The sequence below is a fragment of the Delftia sp. DT-2 genome (assembly GCF_028401915.1).
GTDB lineage: Bacteria > Pseudomonadota > Gammaproteobacteria > Burkholderiales > Burkholderiaceae_C > Comamonas > Comamonas tsuruhatensis.
The window spans coordinates 1-16,258 of sequence record NZ_JAQOTI010000008.1; the positions used below are offsets into that span (position 1 = coordinate 1).

Consider the following 16,258-nt stretch of genomic DNA (forward strand, 5'->3'; position numbering starts at 1 on the left):
GCAGGCCATGAAAGATTGGTACCAGACCCACCCGCACCTGTTTCACAAGCGACCATATGATCGTACGGGATGCGACAGATAGCGAAGGCCGTCTTGCTCGCACAGTTCACAGATCTCATCTTTATGATCATGATCAATTACTTCATCGGTGAATAACCATTCTTCAAATGCTTCGGGAAGGGTTGAACCCACAGATAAGGGAAGGATATTATCTCTAACGCGTTGCGGGTAACTCTGCATAACTGGTTAACTCCTTGGATCGTTAAAGGGCTCGACTAGACCATGACGATGATGGGTGTAAGCCTTTGGGCACCCGCCAACACTACAATTGCAGCGTGAACACAATATTCTTGGACTTTGATGGAGTGATCCATCCCGAGTTCTGCCACGAGTCAAAGCACTTGTGTTGCTTGCCTGTGTTCGAGAACGTGCTGCGACGTTGCACGGATTGGGACGTGGTCATCACAAGTACCTGGCGCCTTCAACGCTCGCTTGAGAGCCTGCGCTCACTTTTTTCCGATGATGTTGCTTCACGCGTTCTTGATGTGACACCTCGCTTTGCGGAACTGCATGACGTTCCAAATTCACTTCTTGCCTATGAACGTGAGGCCGAGTGCAATGCTTGGCTTCGGGACAACGATCGTATGGTGTTCCCCTGGCTTGCGATCGACGATAGATCCTGGCTCTTTCGTCCCTTCAATAGATCCGTATTCCTTGTGGATGGAACGACTGGTTTGACTGCTGTCACAGCGGAAGAACTTACAGAGCGGTTATTAAGCCTGTAGAGATAATGCGCAATTCACAGTAGTTTTCTTCTGACGTAGTCAGCGCTAAGCACACCATTTTCGAACTTGTGTTTAATAAGCCCCCTTATTATTGAATTTTCCAGATTTCTCCAGTCCCCATTATTCCAACGACCCTTTGTCGAAACGGCAAGCTTCAGGATTTCGACCAGGGTTTCTTCTGCAAGCTTCGCATCGTTTTCAATTGGCTTGACTATGAGAGCATAGAAGGCTTCTTCATCCAGAACTTCTAGTTCAAAGAAATACTGTAATGAGCCATCAGGCAGCTCAATTTCACTCACCCAGCACAGCCGTCCTCTGGCATCGTCTCCTCTACCCACAATGGCCCAGGGAATATCTGTCGTTCCAAGTTGAGTAGGGAGCATGCAATATACCGCACTCCCAACAGCGACAGGATTTATTAATCCATAGTCCAATCTCTGTTTAATGACTCTTTCTTTCTCAAGCTGCATGAAACAGGCGGCCAGAGCGCTGAATCTGTTCTTTATCCCGCTTTGTGCGTGGGCGCTAAGGGAAGCGCTGCTGAGACTTCCCGACGAGGATTTATGCCCGGTACCATGGTTTTTTTTGCGTTTGTTTGATTTTTCATCAGATTTTAGGGCCTGATCTGTAAAAGTAATCTTTTTATACTCAATCCTCATGTCAGGTAAATCAGACCACATCTCGTTGATCGCAAGATGAGATACATAATTTCCCAGCCTGGTATCTGCTGGCGGATGGATAACCACAGGGTCTCCGTTTAAGCCTTTGGGTTGTCCTTCAGGCCCAGAAAATGCTTGTGAAGATTGCTGCGAATTTATCGGTATTTTTTGGTTGGCCAGAACACGAACGAGAGGCACGGGAGGAGGCGGAAATTCAGAGTTATAAATCCACATCACTAGAATTGCGCCGCTTGAAAGCTGTTGACCGAGGAATGACAGTGTCATATCGTCTTTTTCCTTGTCTGCAGTCCAGTGCGGATGAGCTTGAATCCACGGATGGGGTATTCCCGCCCTCCGGGAGTTTTGTATTCCCAAAAATATGCCCTGCGCCTGCATGCTGGCATATTCAGAAGTCTCGAAATGTGCAATGGCACGGCAGCTAAGGGAAGATAATTTATGCTTGGTTAGGATCCTATAGGCATCGCCCTCCGGCGTGAACCCCGTTTCACTTTCTACAATCAAATTCCGCAACTCTTTGCTCCAATGATTGGAAAGTAATGCATTTGCAAGAAAGGAACATACGCCGTAAAATCTCCTGAATACCTCGTACGCTGGGATAATGAGCTCCAGCCCCGTGTCGCTATAGCATCGATAATAGGGTGCATCCCTAAAGTCGTGGAGTTGCCCAGCAATGTCTTCGCCGCCCAGGGGAAATTCTTGCATACCGTAATTCCCGTGGGTACGGATGTAGTCTTTTGGAGGAACAAGTATCCAACTCTGTGGGGGAATACGTAGGTTTTCAATCTTGATTTGATCGCCCATGATCAACCCATGTTGCATGGTCTTATCGTGCCAAAATGAGCCCAAGGGGAATGTTGGCAGAGAACCTGCTGCCTCAATCACCGACAACAGACTACAAGCTCCGCTGGCCCTTCTGGCATAGGCGAGACGTTCAGGAACCCGGTTATCAATCTCCGCAAACCACAGCTGCACACGTGGCGTCTCCATTTCATCTTTTTTGGGGAGTATCTTGGCGGCACCGACTAGACGATACAAGGTGTCATTCAGTGGCAGTTGGGAGAATTGGAGATCTGAAACGGAGGACATGCTGGGCTGAGGAGGTGCACGACAGACTACGCGCAAGACTAGTGCTTGGCTTTGACAGCCAAGTACAGCTAGTGCATAACGTTCTTCTGATCTGCCTAAGTAGTAATGTCAACAGCGTTGACAATTGCGATTTCCGTGGCGATCGGCGTGTAGAGATCTATTGGCACGTCAACCTCTTGGATGGGGCGCAGTGAAACGACCAACGAATACCTGGTGGACTTGCCAGCGCGCTCGGCTCCTGGCCAGTCCTTCCACCAGCCACCTATGGGGAACACTGCGATGTGCGACTTCTCACGCAGCTGTGCCGCAGTCCCCCTCCAGACATCGCTATGCACAGAGCCTCTAGCGCGTAGCACTGCCCCGATTTGCCACTCGTTCTTATCGGGGTCCGACAGGCTTTCATCTTCGTCAAAATCTTCAAGGCGATCGAGCTTGTTGATTCGTTGATTGAAGCGCACCTCATCTTCGCTGGCGCCTTTGACAGCAAATCGAAGCCCATGAGACTGATATCGGAATTTGCTCTGCCACCCTCTGCGGCTGGGATTCGGCTCTACAAAGAAGGATAGAGTTACCCTCATTTCCACAGCAACTTCACCTAAGGCCTCTAGCTCATCGGCTGGCCAAGGTAATTTGTGCAATTTCAGCTCTTTGAGTTTGACCTTGCTCTTTTCAAGCTGATACGGAACGATTGTGTCCTGAACGATGAGAGTAGGAGCGTCTTCGGCCGAAGCCAAGGAATTTTGCAGAGAGACTTTGCCGAAGCCATAAGTGCGCAAGAGTTCCCTCATGTCCCTTTTTTTCGCGCCTCTCGGCAGCTGAGCCAGCATCTGGGGAGTGAAGCGTGCGCCGTGTATTACCAAGGCACGAACAGTTTCTTCCCAATAGTTTGGATATCTAGCTCTTATGTGGGCGCAAATTCTTGCCACTTCTGCGGCCGCTGCACTGGTATCCCCTGTTTCGGCAAAAGGCCCCTGGTGCATTCTGTGGGATGTCGTCAATATTCGTAAGCTGCTAGGTCCCACTGCAGGAACATTGGTGTCATCAATCGTCGCATTTCCCCCTTCCGCGACAACGTCTGGCTTCAAGGGCCATGAATTTCGCCACAAGCGCGATGTAGTCGATGCCGGGGAGAGAGCACCACCCTGTGCGATGAGAGCATACGTCGGCCAGCGCTGAATGTCCAAATAGGTCAGGTCAGTGCAGGCACCTACGGTGAGGCCATTCCAAGACTGGCCAGGGTCCTCGATGGAAGTAGAGTGGTTGATATCGGGGTACTGAGTCCAACCCTGCCAGGGCACGTTTCCTGCGGACATCACGAACAGCCGCTGTTTGAGCGCAAAGTCCGTGCCCCAGCTGATGCCCTTGGTGTAAGGGTCAAGGCCGTTCAAGCCAAAAGCCAATTGATCTACGCACGCTGACCATTCCGTAGGCATCCCTGCTCCGGGACCGATCGCTGTAGTCATTGTCACAAAAATGCGTGAGCGTCCCGGATTCTTCTGTTCGACCTTGTCCACCGCTTTTGCCATGATCCAGCCGTACAGATGTGGTGGATTAGCTCCTGCAGGCGGGAAGATTTTCACTGACTCCATTCGATGAGGCACATCGAGCTTCTGATCATGCGCCAAAGGTGCCACCAGGTCGCCGTGACAGATGACGCCTGCCATCTCGGTTCCATGTCCATCTACATCCGTACCTGGACCCCACTCCGAATCCACCGCCATCACGTCCTCATGGGCGACAGCCTTCTCCAGCAGAGGATGGGCTCGGTTCACCCCTGTGTCGAGCAAAGTGACATAGGGGCTTGTGCCTGGCTCGGCGAATGTGCATCGTTGCAGCAGCTCTTGCACCCAGGGGGCCTGCTCACGAGGCGCAAGATCTGAAAGAAAGAACTCTGCGTGTGGTTGAACGTACCGTATCTCGGCGATCAGATCCAACAGTCTGAGTGCGCCCTCCAATGCTTTGCGAGTCGTCCATGCTGCAACTACAACGCGCCCTGGGAAGCTGAGGTAACTCGTTTCGACCTGAATACCGAACTGCACGGCAGCTGCTTGGAATGCCTTTGCTGTTGCGCTCGCTGTCCGGGCACCGTTGCGCAACCAGATTTGCAGCCAAGTTGCTTTCTCAGGCGCGGGTGGTGCCGCTTCCTCTGTCCACAACTCTGCAAAGGCCGCTCCGCGAATTTTCTCGATTGCATTGACGAGCTGTGTATGGGGAGGCTTCCCATGCTTTGTCATAGGGCCACTCAGGTACTTCCTTACCCGAGTCTCAAGCGCACTCAGCTTGCCTTCCGGAACATGAAGCGCAACGACTTGGGCTCCGCCACCGGACTGCGCAACAGTTAAAACCTCTATTTCGTCTTTGCGCCACTCGAGGGCTTTGACATCAAATTTCGCCTGAGCCGAAAACTCGATCGCAATGATCATTCCAGTGGACGTAGTCAGCCCGCGCTTTGCACGCTCCAAGGAAAGAGCTTCAGCGTCTAACCGTAGTTTCGCGAGTTGACGCAGCAATGCGCTGCCATGCTGCTCCCGGTCCCGCTGAAGCTCCGATGGCTTGGGAAACGAGTGTGTCGACTGGAAGCTTCGGTCGGTAGTGAACCCCGTAACTGACAAATGATCGAGATCTGGCATGGTGAGGGCAACGATGCATTTTGTTACCTCAATGTACCAGACCGGCCGGCCGGACGGCCGGCCGATCAGTTGTGCAGCTGGCTTGCAGCTCGCTCCTGCAGGTGGGTGAGAACGCCTTTTTCTGAAATGCTCGTTCGTTCTTCAAGGATGGCGTCCTTGATGGCGTCCTCGCAAGCCTTGGTGATCTCGGAGTGGGAAAGTCCCACTGCACGGGGGACCAGATTTGACCAGTTCAAGTCTGCAGGAGCCATCATCGCCAAACGATTGCGCAGCAGTTCATCGACTTGCGCTTCGTCTGGGGTGGCATATCGAATCACATCATCGAAGCGGCGAAAGAGCGCAGTATCAAGAGAAGCTCCGTGGTTCGTTGCCGCCACGATGATGCTGTCCGAGGTGTCCTGCTCGATCAGCTGCAAGAACATGTTCAACGTGCGGCGCATCTCTGCAACGTCATGCTGCCCCCCCCGCTGCATTCCCAGCGAGTCGAACTCGTCAAAAAAGTACACACCGCGGGTGATCTTGAGAGCTTCGAAGACCAAGCGAAGCTTAGAGGCGCTTTCCCCCATGAACTTGGTGATGAGGCTGTCAAACCGCGCGGTGAAAAGCGGCAGCTTCAGCTCAGTAGCGAGCACGGCAGCCGTCATCGTTTTGCCTGTGCCGGGAGGCCCTACCAACAAGAGCTTGCGGCGAGCCGTCAATCCATGTTCACTGAGGCGCTCATGCTGCCGCTGCTCCAGGAGCACGCGTTGCAGCTTCTGCTCCACCTCCCTGGACAGGACCATGTGCTTCAAAGGGTGCTGGGGGTACTGCGCTGTCAGCAGCTCAGCCAGTTCGCCGCGAGGCTGCACAAGAGGCAATGTCCGTGCGCGCGCACGGGGGGCAGCAGGTGCTCGCGCCTTTTCAATGAGCTCTCGCAGCTCCCCTGCAAGTTTTGAGTGACCACGGCGAGCTTCATCCGCAGCGACTTGAAGTGCCACGGAGATGAACTGTGCGTCTTCGTTACCTGCGTAGGCTCTGAAAAGCGCTTTGATTTGGTCTGCTCTTGCCATGTTGTGTCCAATTTTGATTGTAGGGGAGGCTACTATCAACTTGTGCTATTGTTGCACATATGGTGTATCTATAGCACATCGATGAGTATTCAAACGTTCCCTACACGGCAAAGTGAACTGATCAGGCAGGCACGAGGAAAGCGCACCCAAGCCGAATTCGCGAAGCTCCTTGGCGTAGATCGTTCTTGTTTGTCGCGGTACGAGCGCGAGCAACTCGGTGCCCCGACATCCGTCATCAACCACTGCCTTGGTGCAATAGCAGCACAGACGCGCTCCCCCGTTGCTGAAGTGGACCCTGTGCGCCGTGCACTGCGTTTGACTATCGACGCTACGAGGGAGTTGCAGATCGCCACGGCCCTGGATGCCCGTGGGCAATGAATCTGACGGCAGCAGGGACGGATGCTCTTTGCCGTTCACCATCCCCACCGACCTGATCTTTACTGGCGGCGAGGCTCAGTCAGTTCCAAGTAAGCCCGATAATTGTTGGCGCCACACGTGATGGCGAACGCCCATGGACCAAGGTATGACTATGAATTTGACCGAACTACTGGCCGCGAAAGCTGCTCTGGATGCAGAAATCGCCAAGGCAAAGAAAACTGAAGCCACAGCCGCACTTCGTCGCGTACAAGAGCTCGTCACCGAGTTTGGCCTCACCTCTCAGCAAGTCTTTCCGTTGCTGCCCGCCAAAAGCAAAAAGCAAGGCGCGGCCAAGTACCAAAATCCAACTACTGGCGCCACATGGACAGGACGGGGCAAGCCTCCTGCGTGGATCGTCGGCCAAGATCGCAACGCCTTTCTCATCGCTCAACCTGCCCAACATGAAGGGCCGTTCCTGGCAGAGATGGCTGCTGCGGCAGATCGCCGTAGAGCCTAATCTCGGTCCCGGCGTTTTCCGAGAACGCCTCACGCCAGTTCCAGCTCTCGCTGCAGGTTGGGCGACTTGTGGGGTCTGCCGTGAAGAGCCTGGCTCATCACGTGCAGCAAAGGCCCATCGCTGGCGACATTGGCGAAGAACTGCGGTGGATGAAAGCCGCCCGCCATGTCGCGCAGCTTGCTCAGCGGTATGGGAGACGCGAGTTGTGTAGGTTCGCTCAGCCCCAGTGCAAAGGCTTTTGGCAAACCCGAAAAATACTCAAAGAACTCCTGGCGCTTGAGCCCGGATACAGTACCGAAACGCCTCCATAGAGTACTGGGGGCGAGTGTGTGCAGGCCTGTGACCGTGGCGCACCCGACGATGCTGCCCACCGGCATCTTTACGTAGATCCAGACCGTCGATCCAAGGGCGACATGCATGGGACGACGACGAAGCTCGACGGTCTTGGTGCCTTGAAGAATCCTGCTCGCATGCCTTTCTTCAAGAGAGATCAAGAAGTGGTGCGCGGCGTTCATTTGGAAATCCTTCAAGAAGAATATTTTCGATCTGCTCGGATGTGAGCATTCGGCTGGTCAGCAGCTGGGTGGGCTCGCCACAACCGAACCTTTTAAGGCTCTCCAGAGGCACAGGTTTCGGCAGGTTCTGCAGGTTGCTGAAGGCCACGACGGTCTTGATCTCGGACTTTCCGATGGCTGCGAGATCGATGGCCTCAAGCGCGGACCGGTCCAGGTCCCCTTTGTCGACCAGCCCCTGGGCACTCAAGTAGGCATTTGTCACCCTTGCCATGGCCACCACGGCTTTGAGCCCTTTGTTGCGCGTGGACTCGTAGAAGAACATCAGGCTGCCACGCTGGAAAGACTTCAAGGTTCTCGGAGAACTCAGATAGTGGCGTTGCTGGTAAAGCAAGGCTTTGGCACGCGGGAGCAGCTGCATCTGATCGAGATGACCCAGTAAGTGCTCTGCATAGTCCCGCTGGATGGGCACGAGCACACCCGGTCTGCCAGGCATGCATATCAGCGCTGGCGACAGCAAGGTTTCCAAGGCAAAAGCTGTGAGCTGTGTGCGTTGGCCATCGGGGCGGGTCAGCTCGATGTATTGGTCGGCATCCCGGAAAATCGGCATCGACAAAGGTAGACCGATTTCGCTCGCACTTTGAAGTTTCGAACGATGTGTCGACCAGTTATGGGGGAGGACCACGCTGTAGAGGGATACCTTGTGCAACTCCTGCGCCTTGTCTGTTCCGGTGAAACCGATCTCCAGGGCGACTTCCCGGACCGATGCCTGCTGGGGTGCGAGGTTCAGTCGGACGCGTTGAACGTCTTCCTGTGTCCTTCCCATCAGATGAACGAGCATCAGGCGTGCCGCATCCGGAGCACACGTAACGCGTTCATCGACTGCCAAGTAGGCATCGCAAGTGCCCCCCCTGAGGCCGCTGGGCCACATCAGATATCCGATGACTTCAGAGCCTTGTGCAACGATGTAACGATGGCGAGCGCGGCTGTTGCCATCATCGGCAGCCCATGCAGTGGACTGCTCCACCAGACCGACCCCCAGGCGTCCAAGGAGCTCACGAACCGCCATTTCGTTGCCGCAGGTGAGCTCCTTGAGTTCAAGTGTGTCACGTGTGCTGGCAGTGATGGCTCCAAGCTCAGGATCAATCTCCCCCAGAACCTGGAAAGCAGATGGGGAGAGCACTTCGATGCCGTACCGTGAGCGCAGCATGGCAGCTGCATCACAAATGGCGCCGTCACTGGTCACCAAGCCTGCTAGCTTGTGATGTATCACGGTGCCCAGGTGCCGCAGGTCAGACAGGTCGTTGCTTGTCAGGGCATCTGCTGCGAACCGCTCCGCAAAAATCATAGGAGCGAGTTCGTTGGTGAGTTGCGCCATCACATCGTCAGGAGGGGCCGCGAATTTCGGGAAAACTTGCCCCAGGCCCTGCATGGGGTCGGTCTTCCCTCTCGTCGCAGATCGCTTAAGCTCGACATCAAACTCTGTGCTCAACGCAAGACGGCACACGCCCAAACGTTCGAGAGCAAACAGGTCGACGACATCTTGGTGACGCGCTCTTCGCGGCCCCAGATCGAACATCACATTGAGGTCCAGCAGATAAAGCTTGGTGGCAGCAGGGGGCTCTGCCGCAAGGCCCAGTGGATCTCGGTGATTAAGCCCGCTGGTTGCAAAGAGCTGTCGAGTTGGTAGTTCGTGGCTGCGCAGCACCAAGGTGCGACCCCGTGTCTTGCCCCCAGGGGTGGTGCGATAAGCATAGAAGTCCTGGCTTTGCCAAAACTCCTGGGATAAGCGCAGGTCTTCAGCGACTCGAGCACCAATGGCGATGTAGTTCAACGCACTCAAATGTGCCTTGAGCGCGTCGAGCATCGTTTTTGCAACGTTGTAACGGCGCAATTGCGGATCGACATGGATCTGACTCACGTAGCCCCGTGGAAACCGCGTAGCAAACAGCAAGTGGCCTGCATAACAGGCCTGGCCAGCTCGGTGAGCAACTGCAACGATAAGCCGTTCACCGGTTGCCGCCTCGTTGTAAACACTGAAGGGAAACCAGCCCAAGGCATCGCGGTCACTTTCAGCGGCTTGCACAACTTTGGCGACGAATGGCAGGACATCTTGGCGCTTCGAAAGCAACTCGATACTGAGCTTTTTGGTTTCCATGCAGTCAACGCTCCACCTGGTTAAATTGATGGGCAGGACTGTATCAAAGCTGTTACGTATAGCTGCAGCCAATAAAACCATGGGCATCGACTTGCAATGCGTGAAAGATGGGAGGCGAAAGATGTGCGTGCCTTCGCGAACTTTGGCCTTGTGTGTACATACACGATTGGACAATGGCCTGAACCCAGGGTTGCTCCGCTCCACACACGCAGGCTTCTGTCGCGGGTTAGGGGTGGGTGAGAGGCGCATAGGAATACTGTATATAAATACAGTTCTCCGGTCAAGCCTCAGAAACAGTTGACGTATTCCGTAGCGCATCTGATTGCTGAAGTTCGCCAGAGCCTGTAAATGCCTTGGGCATCTTCGGTTCAGTGGCGTGCTTGCTTTCGGTTCGTCGGGATTTCGTACTTTCTCAGATGGTAGGAAACAGCAGATGTGCTGAGGCAGTCACTTATCAGTCGGCCCGGGAACACCCAAGGGTTGAAGTCTGACCCACCCAAATGTTCTGGTGACTGCAGCGCCCGGACAAACGCGCCCACTTCTTGCGGCACCTCCATCCAGCGATCCTTCAGGCGCATCTGCAACCCTGTCGCCCAGTCAACGTCCTGGTGTCTCAGCTGAAGTATTTGCGTCAGTGGCACGTTCAGTAGGTGCGCAAGTAACGTAGCGGTCAACGACAACTCAGTTGAGCGAGGAGGTTTGCCCGCAATGGCATCCATCAATAGCCTTGCGTACCGCGCTTGCGGCAGCAGAGATTGTCTGGGTGCCGTGCGCTTGCCGGGCACCTTCAGGCGCATCCCGTGCCGGCTCGCCAAGTGCGACAAGTAGGGGGTCAGTGATGCGCGCAGGCCTGGCTTGCTTCGTAAGAGTGCATCGACTGCTTCCTGCTTGAGTTGCGTTGCGCGTCCCACCTTGGCGGCAGTCAACAGGGCAATGGCAGCAGAAAGATAGGACTTGCGACTTCGCACATTCAGCGGCTTTTGCCGTTGGGCCAACGCCGTATCAAAGGCTTGGAGATCGGCGGCCCAGGGCTTGCCAGTAGCGCCCTTGAGCTTGCTTTGCACCAAGGCCTCATCCGAGTTTTGGCGGCGCGCTGCAGCGTCTTGGAGGAAAGCGCCTTGTTCCACCAAAAACTGCATTAGCAACCCCATTTGCCGCAGCTCCTGCGTTGTGAAGGTCTCCAGCAACACTGCCTGGTCCAACGGGACGGATGCCTGCTGCAGCGCGATGTCTATGCGAGTGATGAACTGCAAGTAGCGCGAAGCATGCGCCGCCAACTTGCTTGCCCGCTGCGATGAATTGCCCCACTGCGTGAAGTCCGCGTACAGCTGCTTCGCCTGTTGAGTCACTAGCATGTGCTGGGCTGACTGCTGCCGTTTCACATTCCCGCGCTTGATGGAACAGCTGAAACAAGGCGAGAAGCCCGTTCCCTGCACGCGCGAGCCGCAATCTGGACAGTCATGACTGGGACCATCCAGTTCGCAGCACTTGCTGCAAAGATGGCAACCAGCGAGCGTCATAAAGTACTGAGTGCGGTGCTTGTGACAGTGGCTGCAGGTAGCCTGAGTAACTTTGCGCAGACAACGCTCACACATCTGGCCACGCTCAGGAAAGCCGCGCGACTTGCTCAGCTTAGTGCTCGGCGTTCCACACGTATCGCAAGGTCTTGAAGCGCGGTAATAAGGCGCACATGATGCGCATGCAACGCGGTCTCCGACCCGCAAAGCGGCTTGGGGAGTCAAACGGCCGCAACGCAGACATGTGCGGTCCTGCCGTGCACATTTCCCACACACGGACGAGGTTGCATGCTTGTGGGCTCTGGCCGTCTCGCCGCAGATCTGGCAGGTTCGCGGAGGAAAAACTGCTGGGTAGCAATTGCTGCAGTACTTCACTCCATGATGGATGCGGTGGGCCTTGTCCATCGATCGCCCACAGTTGCCGCACGCTGAACGCAGTGCATGTGCGAAATATTGTCCCGGCGACCCATCAGCTTTGGATTGGGTCATAGCCGTGCCCTCACACGCGATGCAGTGGAGCGCCTGACCGACAAACGCAATGCAATCTGAAGGATCCTGCGAGCACGCAGCTGAGGATCACGCGGCACTTCCCAGCACGACCTTGGCGTCGTACGTGCCTGCGGCAAAGCACGAACGTAACACTCTTGGACTCCAACTTCTCTTGTGTAGCACTCCATATCTTCGTCAAACCTGGCCAAGGCGTTCTCCAGCAGGTGGCTGCGAGCAAAGATTCGCCAGTAGCTCCACGGTTCTCCTGCGCCTGAAAAATCAGGAGCCTTTTTCGCCCTCTGAGTGATCAACCGATAGGCCAACGCCAAAGGCAGCGGGTGCCCGAGAAACGCCTGCCTCCACAACGCATCGACACGCTCTTGCTGCGCCTGCTGCCGCGCAGAACAGGTAGATGGATGTGCGCTGTACAAAGCAAAGGCGCAACACTCGCATCGCCCCAAAACAAGAGAGTCGTTTCGATATGGAGCGAACGGGGCGCCACAGTGCGGACACGCATCCATGAGACTGACGCCGTGCCTGAGGCAAATCCACGATGAAGCCAAGCGCCAGTGCATATGCAGATGGCGCGGCATATCTTCCCTTAGACAAGCAGGGCAGAACAGCTGCCCAAAACGAAGCCTGCGCCGATGGTAGATCCCTAAAGGCAGCAGCCAAGGCAGAAAGCCGCTGCGGTGCACAGGTACTGCTGCTGCAGCCAGCTGACTGCAATAGGTCATACAACGAACCTGCTCCAGCCTGCAGCCACTGGCCGCTGCAATGGCTTGCAACATCTCCTCGGACAAGCTGCGGTCCAGATCCCTGGTCCAAACGAAGTAGCCCAGGCCCAGTCGATGAGACAAGACTGCAGGCTGCTCCCCCCGAGCCCATGCCCAGCGCACCAAGAACGAGCCCAGCGTCTCTTGGGAATATGGCTGCATGATTGTTCAGCTCGGCCGCGGTGCCGTGACCAAGCGGCTCCTTGTATAAGACTGGCAGGCGCCTTGCATAATCTCGAACGTAACCCGCTCGCCACCATCTTTGAGCACGCGCTCGACAGCTTGGAGCGTGATCTTTCGTACGGACCCGATGGTGCCATCGCAGCTTTTGAACACCTCAAGCGCCATCTTGGGGGCGGTCAGATTTGAGGGCCTGGCGAGCGGCATCAGTCGCTCGAAAGATGCGAGCAGCTTGAGAAAACTTTCATCTGCCTGCCAACGGGGCAACGCCAATCGAGTGAAACGACTGACGAACTGAGTATCGATAGCCAAGGCCCTTGAGACGTCGACAGTCCCGCATGCCACGATGCTTAACTGACGCATGTTAGAGAGCCTCTTGAGAGAGGCCATGAACTGCTTTTGCTGACGCGCGGGGCTGTTGAGCATGGCGTGCAACTCATCGAGGACCAGTACAGAAGTGCGCTGCACGGCCAATTCTTCATGCGCAAGCGCTTCCAGCCGTGCTGGGGGGGCGTCGGGCCGATGCGTCACGTTCAAGGCACTTAGGATCGCGCTGTACAGCCGTCGTTCATCAGCACTCGCAGGTGTCTCGACCCACAACACCTTGGTGATCGGATAACCGGCCTCATCCAGCACGATGGGGTTGTTGGCAATGAACTGCCGCGTCAACGTGGTCTTGCCATTGTCGCTGTCTGCGATGACAGCGCGACACTCAGGTTTAAGCGAACGAGGGAACGCCACCAGATCCTGCAGGTCTCGCAAAATATGGTCGTAGGCGGGGTAGCCGAACAGGTGGTTCGAGCGAACGAACTCCAGCTTTTCGGGCAGTGAAGCCTCCAGCATTTGAGCCGTAGCTTCGTGTAGATGAGGAAATTGGTTCATCGTCACGCTACGCATTGAAGCCCGTAATTTTCTTGCTCAAGAATGCTTCAAAGGGATTGGCCCCCGATCCCAGGGGCTCGCGCGCAGGCTGCATTTGCGTCTCGACGACCGACCGGTCTGCGCCACCACTTCGAGGCGACGACGATGGAGGCTTTCGCCTCACTCTCTTCGTGTCTGCGACAGCATTGGCCTCTCTGTGGGCGCTACGCAAGCGGTAACCTGCCTTGGCCTTCTTGTCCTCCAGCTGGCTTCCCTCGTGCTGCCTGCGGGCCTCGATCGCAATGTGCTCTTCCACGCCCACGTAGCCGTCAACCTCGTCATCTCCGGGAGCTTGGAATGGATAGCGATCGAGCTTCACGTACTGCTTGACCTCCGGGTCGAGAAACCACACCTCACGCCGGCGCCGAGGATGGTACTTGACGGTGAATTTGCGCTTCTCCGAAGGATGGTCGGGATCGCTTGCATTGATCCATCGATTGAGAGCCTCGTGATAGTAGTCAGCCTTGTTCATTCGGACGCCCGAGGGCGACACCACACGCGACTCCAGCGGGAGAAAGTCTAGCTTGAGCTTTTCTGGATCCGCGATCTGGATCGGAAGTCCGGCTGCCATTGCGCCATCTGTGCCCAGAATCTTCTCCTCCCAAACGATCAATGGCGGCTTCATCAGAGCACCGTGTTTGTGAACGTGGTAGTGGTTCACAACCCAGTCTGCAATTTCGATCTCCAGCTCATGCAAGGTGTATGCAGACTTTTTCTTGGAGTCATATGTTCCCCGCTGCTGAGGGTTGGAGAACGTCGTGCCAGGCTTCTTGCGCAGCATCATGTTGACATTGCCCACGAGGCGCTCGATGTAGGCCCCGTAGCGTGGCTGCTTGACAGGCCGAAGTTCCAAACCGATAGCGTTCTCCTTGCAGCCGAACTTAAGGGCCTCCCCGCGAAATTCCTTGGCGTTGTCACAGAGCACCTTGCGAATCTTGCCGTGCACAGGCCAACGGCCTGGCAAACCCAGGGATGCGAGGTAATCCTGTTTTGGCAGCATGCCCATCGCCAGGGCCATGCCGGCAGCCACTGCTGAAGGGCGGTCCATGCTCAGATAGAAGCCGATGATCACGCGTGTCAGGCAGTCAATGACCAGGGTCAGCCAAGGCCGTCCCCATGGCATCCGTGTGTCAGAGAAGACCACGATCATGTCGAGTTGGACATGGTCGATCTGCACCGGATTGAGAGGATTGACGGGTTCGGGGAAGACACCGGGAGTAGGCATGTCCTTGTCTGCCAAAGCAACTTGACCGCGCCTGCGCCGAACACGGTTTAGAGGGAGTGCAGCGATCCGGTTGCGCACGGTGTTTTCGTGGGGGACGGGCTTGTGCTCGAGCTCGCAACGGTCTTTCACGGTCTGATAGATATCCCGAGGCGTCAGCTGCTGCGACGACAGGTACAGCTGGTCTATCGCCTCCTGAATGAACTGCTCCACACGCTCATCAAGCTTCGTGATGCTGGGGGCGCCTCGCTTGCCATCCATGAGGCCCACGAGAGAGCCACAGCCGTTGTAGTTCTTGATCCACTTGTAGAGCGTGACAGCGGAAACCCCGGACTGCCTGGCATGGTCCTCGACATCTTTGCGAGAGCGCTTGCGCATTGCCAACAACGGGGCGATCACGTCCAGACGCTTTTCAGCCTTCGCAATCTCGGCAGCAGTAAAGGCCAGCAGCGCTGGTGGCAGGGCTGACGGTCCAGCAACCATCTCCCCTGTAGCCCCAGCTTCATGTTCGGGCACAAGCGTGGTGATCGAAGACAGCTGGTTGATGAACGCGACCTCTGAGCGGCCGGTATCAATGTCTTCGATGATCACCCGATCGGTGGAGAGAACACGGCGCACGATGCAAGCTTTCTGCTTGAACACCACCGGGGCTCCAGGGCTGACAGCGAAGCCAGAAGCATGCAGTTCATTTGCCATACAGCGTAGGTTCCTCGTACCAAATTTCTGACTTCATCGTTAGCCTTTGCCTGAGATTCGCGCCGATGGAGCCATTCGCCACCATTCGCCACATGGCGCCCACAGCTTGCATGCGGTTGGTCAGGTCCATGAAGGTTGCAGCCAACAGTTCCGAAGGTGTGGAGACTTGAAGCTCTTGCAGAGTCTGTAGGAGCATGAGAGCCGACTTGCCATCGGAGGGATACGAGCGGTAGTCACGCAGAAAGGTGACATTTTTCAGATAGTCGTCGCGGATGCAGCGTTCATCGACAACCTGAAACCCCCAACGCCGCTGCGCGCAAACCATACGGGCGGCCCGGAAACCCGCTTCGAGGTCGCTCCATCGATCCCGAAGTTCATCCAGATACTTGACCTCAAAAAGCAGGGGCCGTGCAGGCTTCCTGAGCGGACTGCCCCGAGAAGTAGCCAAGTAGTCAGGCGTGTATGCGCGCTCCTCGCCAGATTCGAGACGGTACCGGATCTTCATCGGTTGGTGGGTGATGCGTGCTATCCGAGGATCGAAGTCCATCAACAAGACCAGATCGCGCTCCAAGGTGCTCTCGAATGACACCGTCTGCCCATCCAAGGTTTGCACCCGCCCGGTGACCGAACGGTAGTTCATGGGGACCTGCCGCACACCAAGATCGCTTTCAGTAACGTCAATT

General features: G+C 55.8%; 13 protein-coding genes. 3 read left to right on the forward strand and 10 right to left on the reverse strand.

What is annotated here, in order from left to right; genetic code table 11:
- The first annotated feature begins 350 nt into the window (after positions 1-350).
- Positions 351-785 carry an HAD domain-containing protein gene (locus PO605_RS15250; RefSeq protein WP_272206585.1) on the forward strand — a complete coding sequence of 145 codons (435 nt, stop codon included), beginning with the start codon at positions 351-353 and terminating at the stop codon, positions 783-785.
- 14 nt (positions 786-799) lie between these two features.
- Here the strand turns inward: PO605_RS15250 and PO605_RS15255 are convergent, their stop codons facing one another.
- From PO605_RS15255 to PO605_RS15265, 3 genes are all read right to left on the reverse strand, one after another.
- Positions 800-2,551 (reverse strand): hypothetical protein, encoded by a 1,752-nt coding sequence (locus PO605_RS15255; RefSeq protein WP_272206586.1) that lies wholly within the window; start codon positions 2,549-2,551, stop codon positions 800-802.
- A gap of 95 nt (positions 2,552-2,646) precedes the next feature.
- Positions 2,647-5,181 (reverse strand): S8 family peptidase, encoded by a 2,535-nt coding sequence (locus PO605_RS15260; protein WP_272206587.1) that lies wholly within the window; start codon positions 5,179-5,181, stop codon positions 2,647-2,649.
- 65 nt (positions 5,182-5,246) lie between these two features.
- A complete protein-coding gene (locus tag PO605_RS15265) occupies positions 5,247-6,230 on the reverse strand; it encodes an AAA family ATPase (RefSeq protein WP_272206588.1) in 984 nt (327 codons plus the stop codon).
- Positions 6,231-6,311: 81 nt separating this feature from the next.
- Between PO605_RS15265 and PO605_RS15270 the strand changes: the two genes are divergently transcribed.
- Both PO605_RS15270 and PO605_RS15275 read left to right on the forward strand, forming a co-directional pair.
- Complete coding sequence (locus tag PO605_RS15270; protein WP_272206589.1) at positions 6,312-6,608, forward strand: helix-turn-helix domain-containing protein; 297 nt, start codon at positions 6,312-6,314, stop codon at positions 6,606-6,608.
- Between the two features lie 145 nt (positions 6,609-6,753).
- Positions 6,754-7,104, forward strand: a complete 351-nt coding sequence (locus tag PO605_RS15275) for an H-NS histone family protein (RefSeq protein WP_050042347.1) — start codon at positions 6,754-6,756, stop codon at positions 7,102-7,104.
- 29 nt (positions 7,105-7,133) lie between these two features.
- On the opposite strand, the gene PO605_RS15280 is transcribed toward PO605_RS15275, so the two are convergent.
- The 7 genes from PO605_RS15280 to PO605_RS15305 all read right to left on the reverse strand — a co-directional run bounded on the left by PO605_RS15280 (position 7,134) and on the right by PO605_RS15305 (position 16,215).
- On the reverse strand, positions 7,134-7,619 hold the full coding sequence (locus PO605_RS15280; protein ID WP_026062362.1) for an ASCH domain-containing protein: 486 nt from the start codon (positions 7,617-7,619) through the stop codon (positions 7,134-7,136).
- Positions 7,585-9,774 (reverse strand): EVE domain-containing protein, encoded by a 2,190-nt coding sequence (locus PO605_RS15285; protein WP_272206590.1) that lies wholly within the window; start codon positions 9,772-9,774, stop codon positions 7,585-7,587. The genes PO605_RS15280 and PO605_RS15285 overlap by 35 nt, the downstream gene beginning before the upstream one ends.
- Before the next feature lie 368 nt (positions 9,775-10,142).
- Positions 10,143-11,129: a hypothetical protein gene (locus PO605_RS15290; RefSeq protein ID WP_213757706.1), complete on the reverse strand. Its 987-nt coding sequence runs from the start codon at positions 11,127-11,129 to the stop codon at positions 10,143-10,145.
- Positions 11,130-11,776: 647 nt separating this feature from the next.
- Positions 11,777-12,718, reverse strand: coding sequence for a TniQ family protein (locus PO605_RS31025; RefSeq protein ID WP_442874720.1), 942 nt, complete (start codon positions 12,716-12,718; stop codon positions 11,777-11,779).
- A gap of 6 nt (positions 12,719-12,724) precedes the next feature.
- Positions 12,725-13,618: a TniB family NTP-binding protein gene (locus PO605_RS15295; RefSeq protein ID WP_272206591.1), complete on the reverse strand. Its 894-nt coding sequence runs from the start codon at positions 13,616-13,618 to the stop codon at positions 12,725-12,727.
- Positions 13,619-13,625: 7 nt separating this feature from the next.
- Entirely contained in the window at positions 13,626-15,575 is a 1,950-nt protein-coding gene (locus PO605_RS15300; RefSeq protein WP_272206592.1) for a Mu transposase C-terminal domain-containing protein, read from the reverse strand.
- Positions 15,565-16,215, reverse strand: coding sequence for a TnsA endonuclease N-terminal domain-containing protein (locus PO605_RS15305; protein WP_272206593.1), 651 nt, complete (start codon positions 16,213-16,215; stop codon positions 15,565-15,567). Before PO605_RS15305 ends, PO605_RS15300 begins: the two co-directional genes overlap by 11 nt.
- Between the last annotated feature and the right edge of the window lie 43 nt (positions 16,216-16,258).

Bases quoted from the DNA above. Each gene is read 5' to 3' on its own strand.
- PO605_RS15255 (WP_272206586.1), bottom strand. From the start codon at position 2,551: ATGTCCTCCGTTTCAGATCTCCAATTCTCCCAACTGCCACTGAATGAC.
- PO605_RS15260 (WP_272206587.1), bottom strand. From the start codon at position 5,181: ATGCCAGATCTCGATCATTTGTCAGTTACGGGGTTCACTACCGACCGA.
- PO605_RS15265 (WP_272206588.1), bottom strand. From the start codon at position 6,230: ATGGCAAGAGCAGACCAAATCAAAGCGCTTTTCAGAGCCTACGCAGGT.
- PO605_RS15270 (WP_272206589.1), top strand. From the start codon at position 6,312: ATGAGTATTCAAACGTTCCCTACACGGCAAAGTGAACTGATCAGGCAG.
- PO605_RS15275 (WP_050042347.1), top strand. From the start codon at position 6,754: ATGACTATGAATTTGACCGAACTACTGGCCGCGAAAGCTGCTCTGGAT.
- PO605_RS15280 (WP_026062362.1), bottom strand. From the start codon at position 7,619: ATGAACGCCGCGCACCACTTCTTGATCTCTCTTGAAGAAAGGCATGCG.
- PO605_RS15285 (WP_272206590.1), bottom strand. From the start codon at position 9,774: ATGGAAACCAAAAAGCTCAGTATCGAGTTGCTTTCGAAGCGCCAAGAT.
- PO605_RS15290 (WP_213757706.1), bottom strand. From the start codon at position 11,129: ATGCTAGTGACTCAACAGGCGAAGCAGCTGTACGCGGACTTCACGCAG.
- PO605_RS31025 (WP_442874720.1), bottom strand. From the start codon at position 12,718: ATGCAGCCATATTCCCAAGAGACGCTGGGCTCGTTCTTGGTGCGCTGG.
- PO605_RS15295 (WP_272206591.1), bottom strand. From the start codon at position 13,618: ATGAACCAATTTCCTCATCTACACGAAGCTACGGCTCAAATGCTGGAG.
- PO605_RS15300 (WP_272206592.1), bottom strand. From the start codon at position 15,575: ATGGCAAATGAACTGCATGCTTCTGGCTTCGCTGTCAGCCCTGGAGCC.
- PO605_RS15305 (WP_272206593.1), bottom strand. From the start codon at position 16,215: ATGAACTACCGTTCGGTCACCGGGCGGGTGCAAACCTTGGATGGGCAG.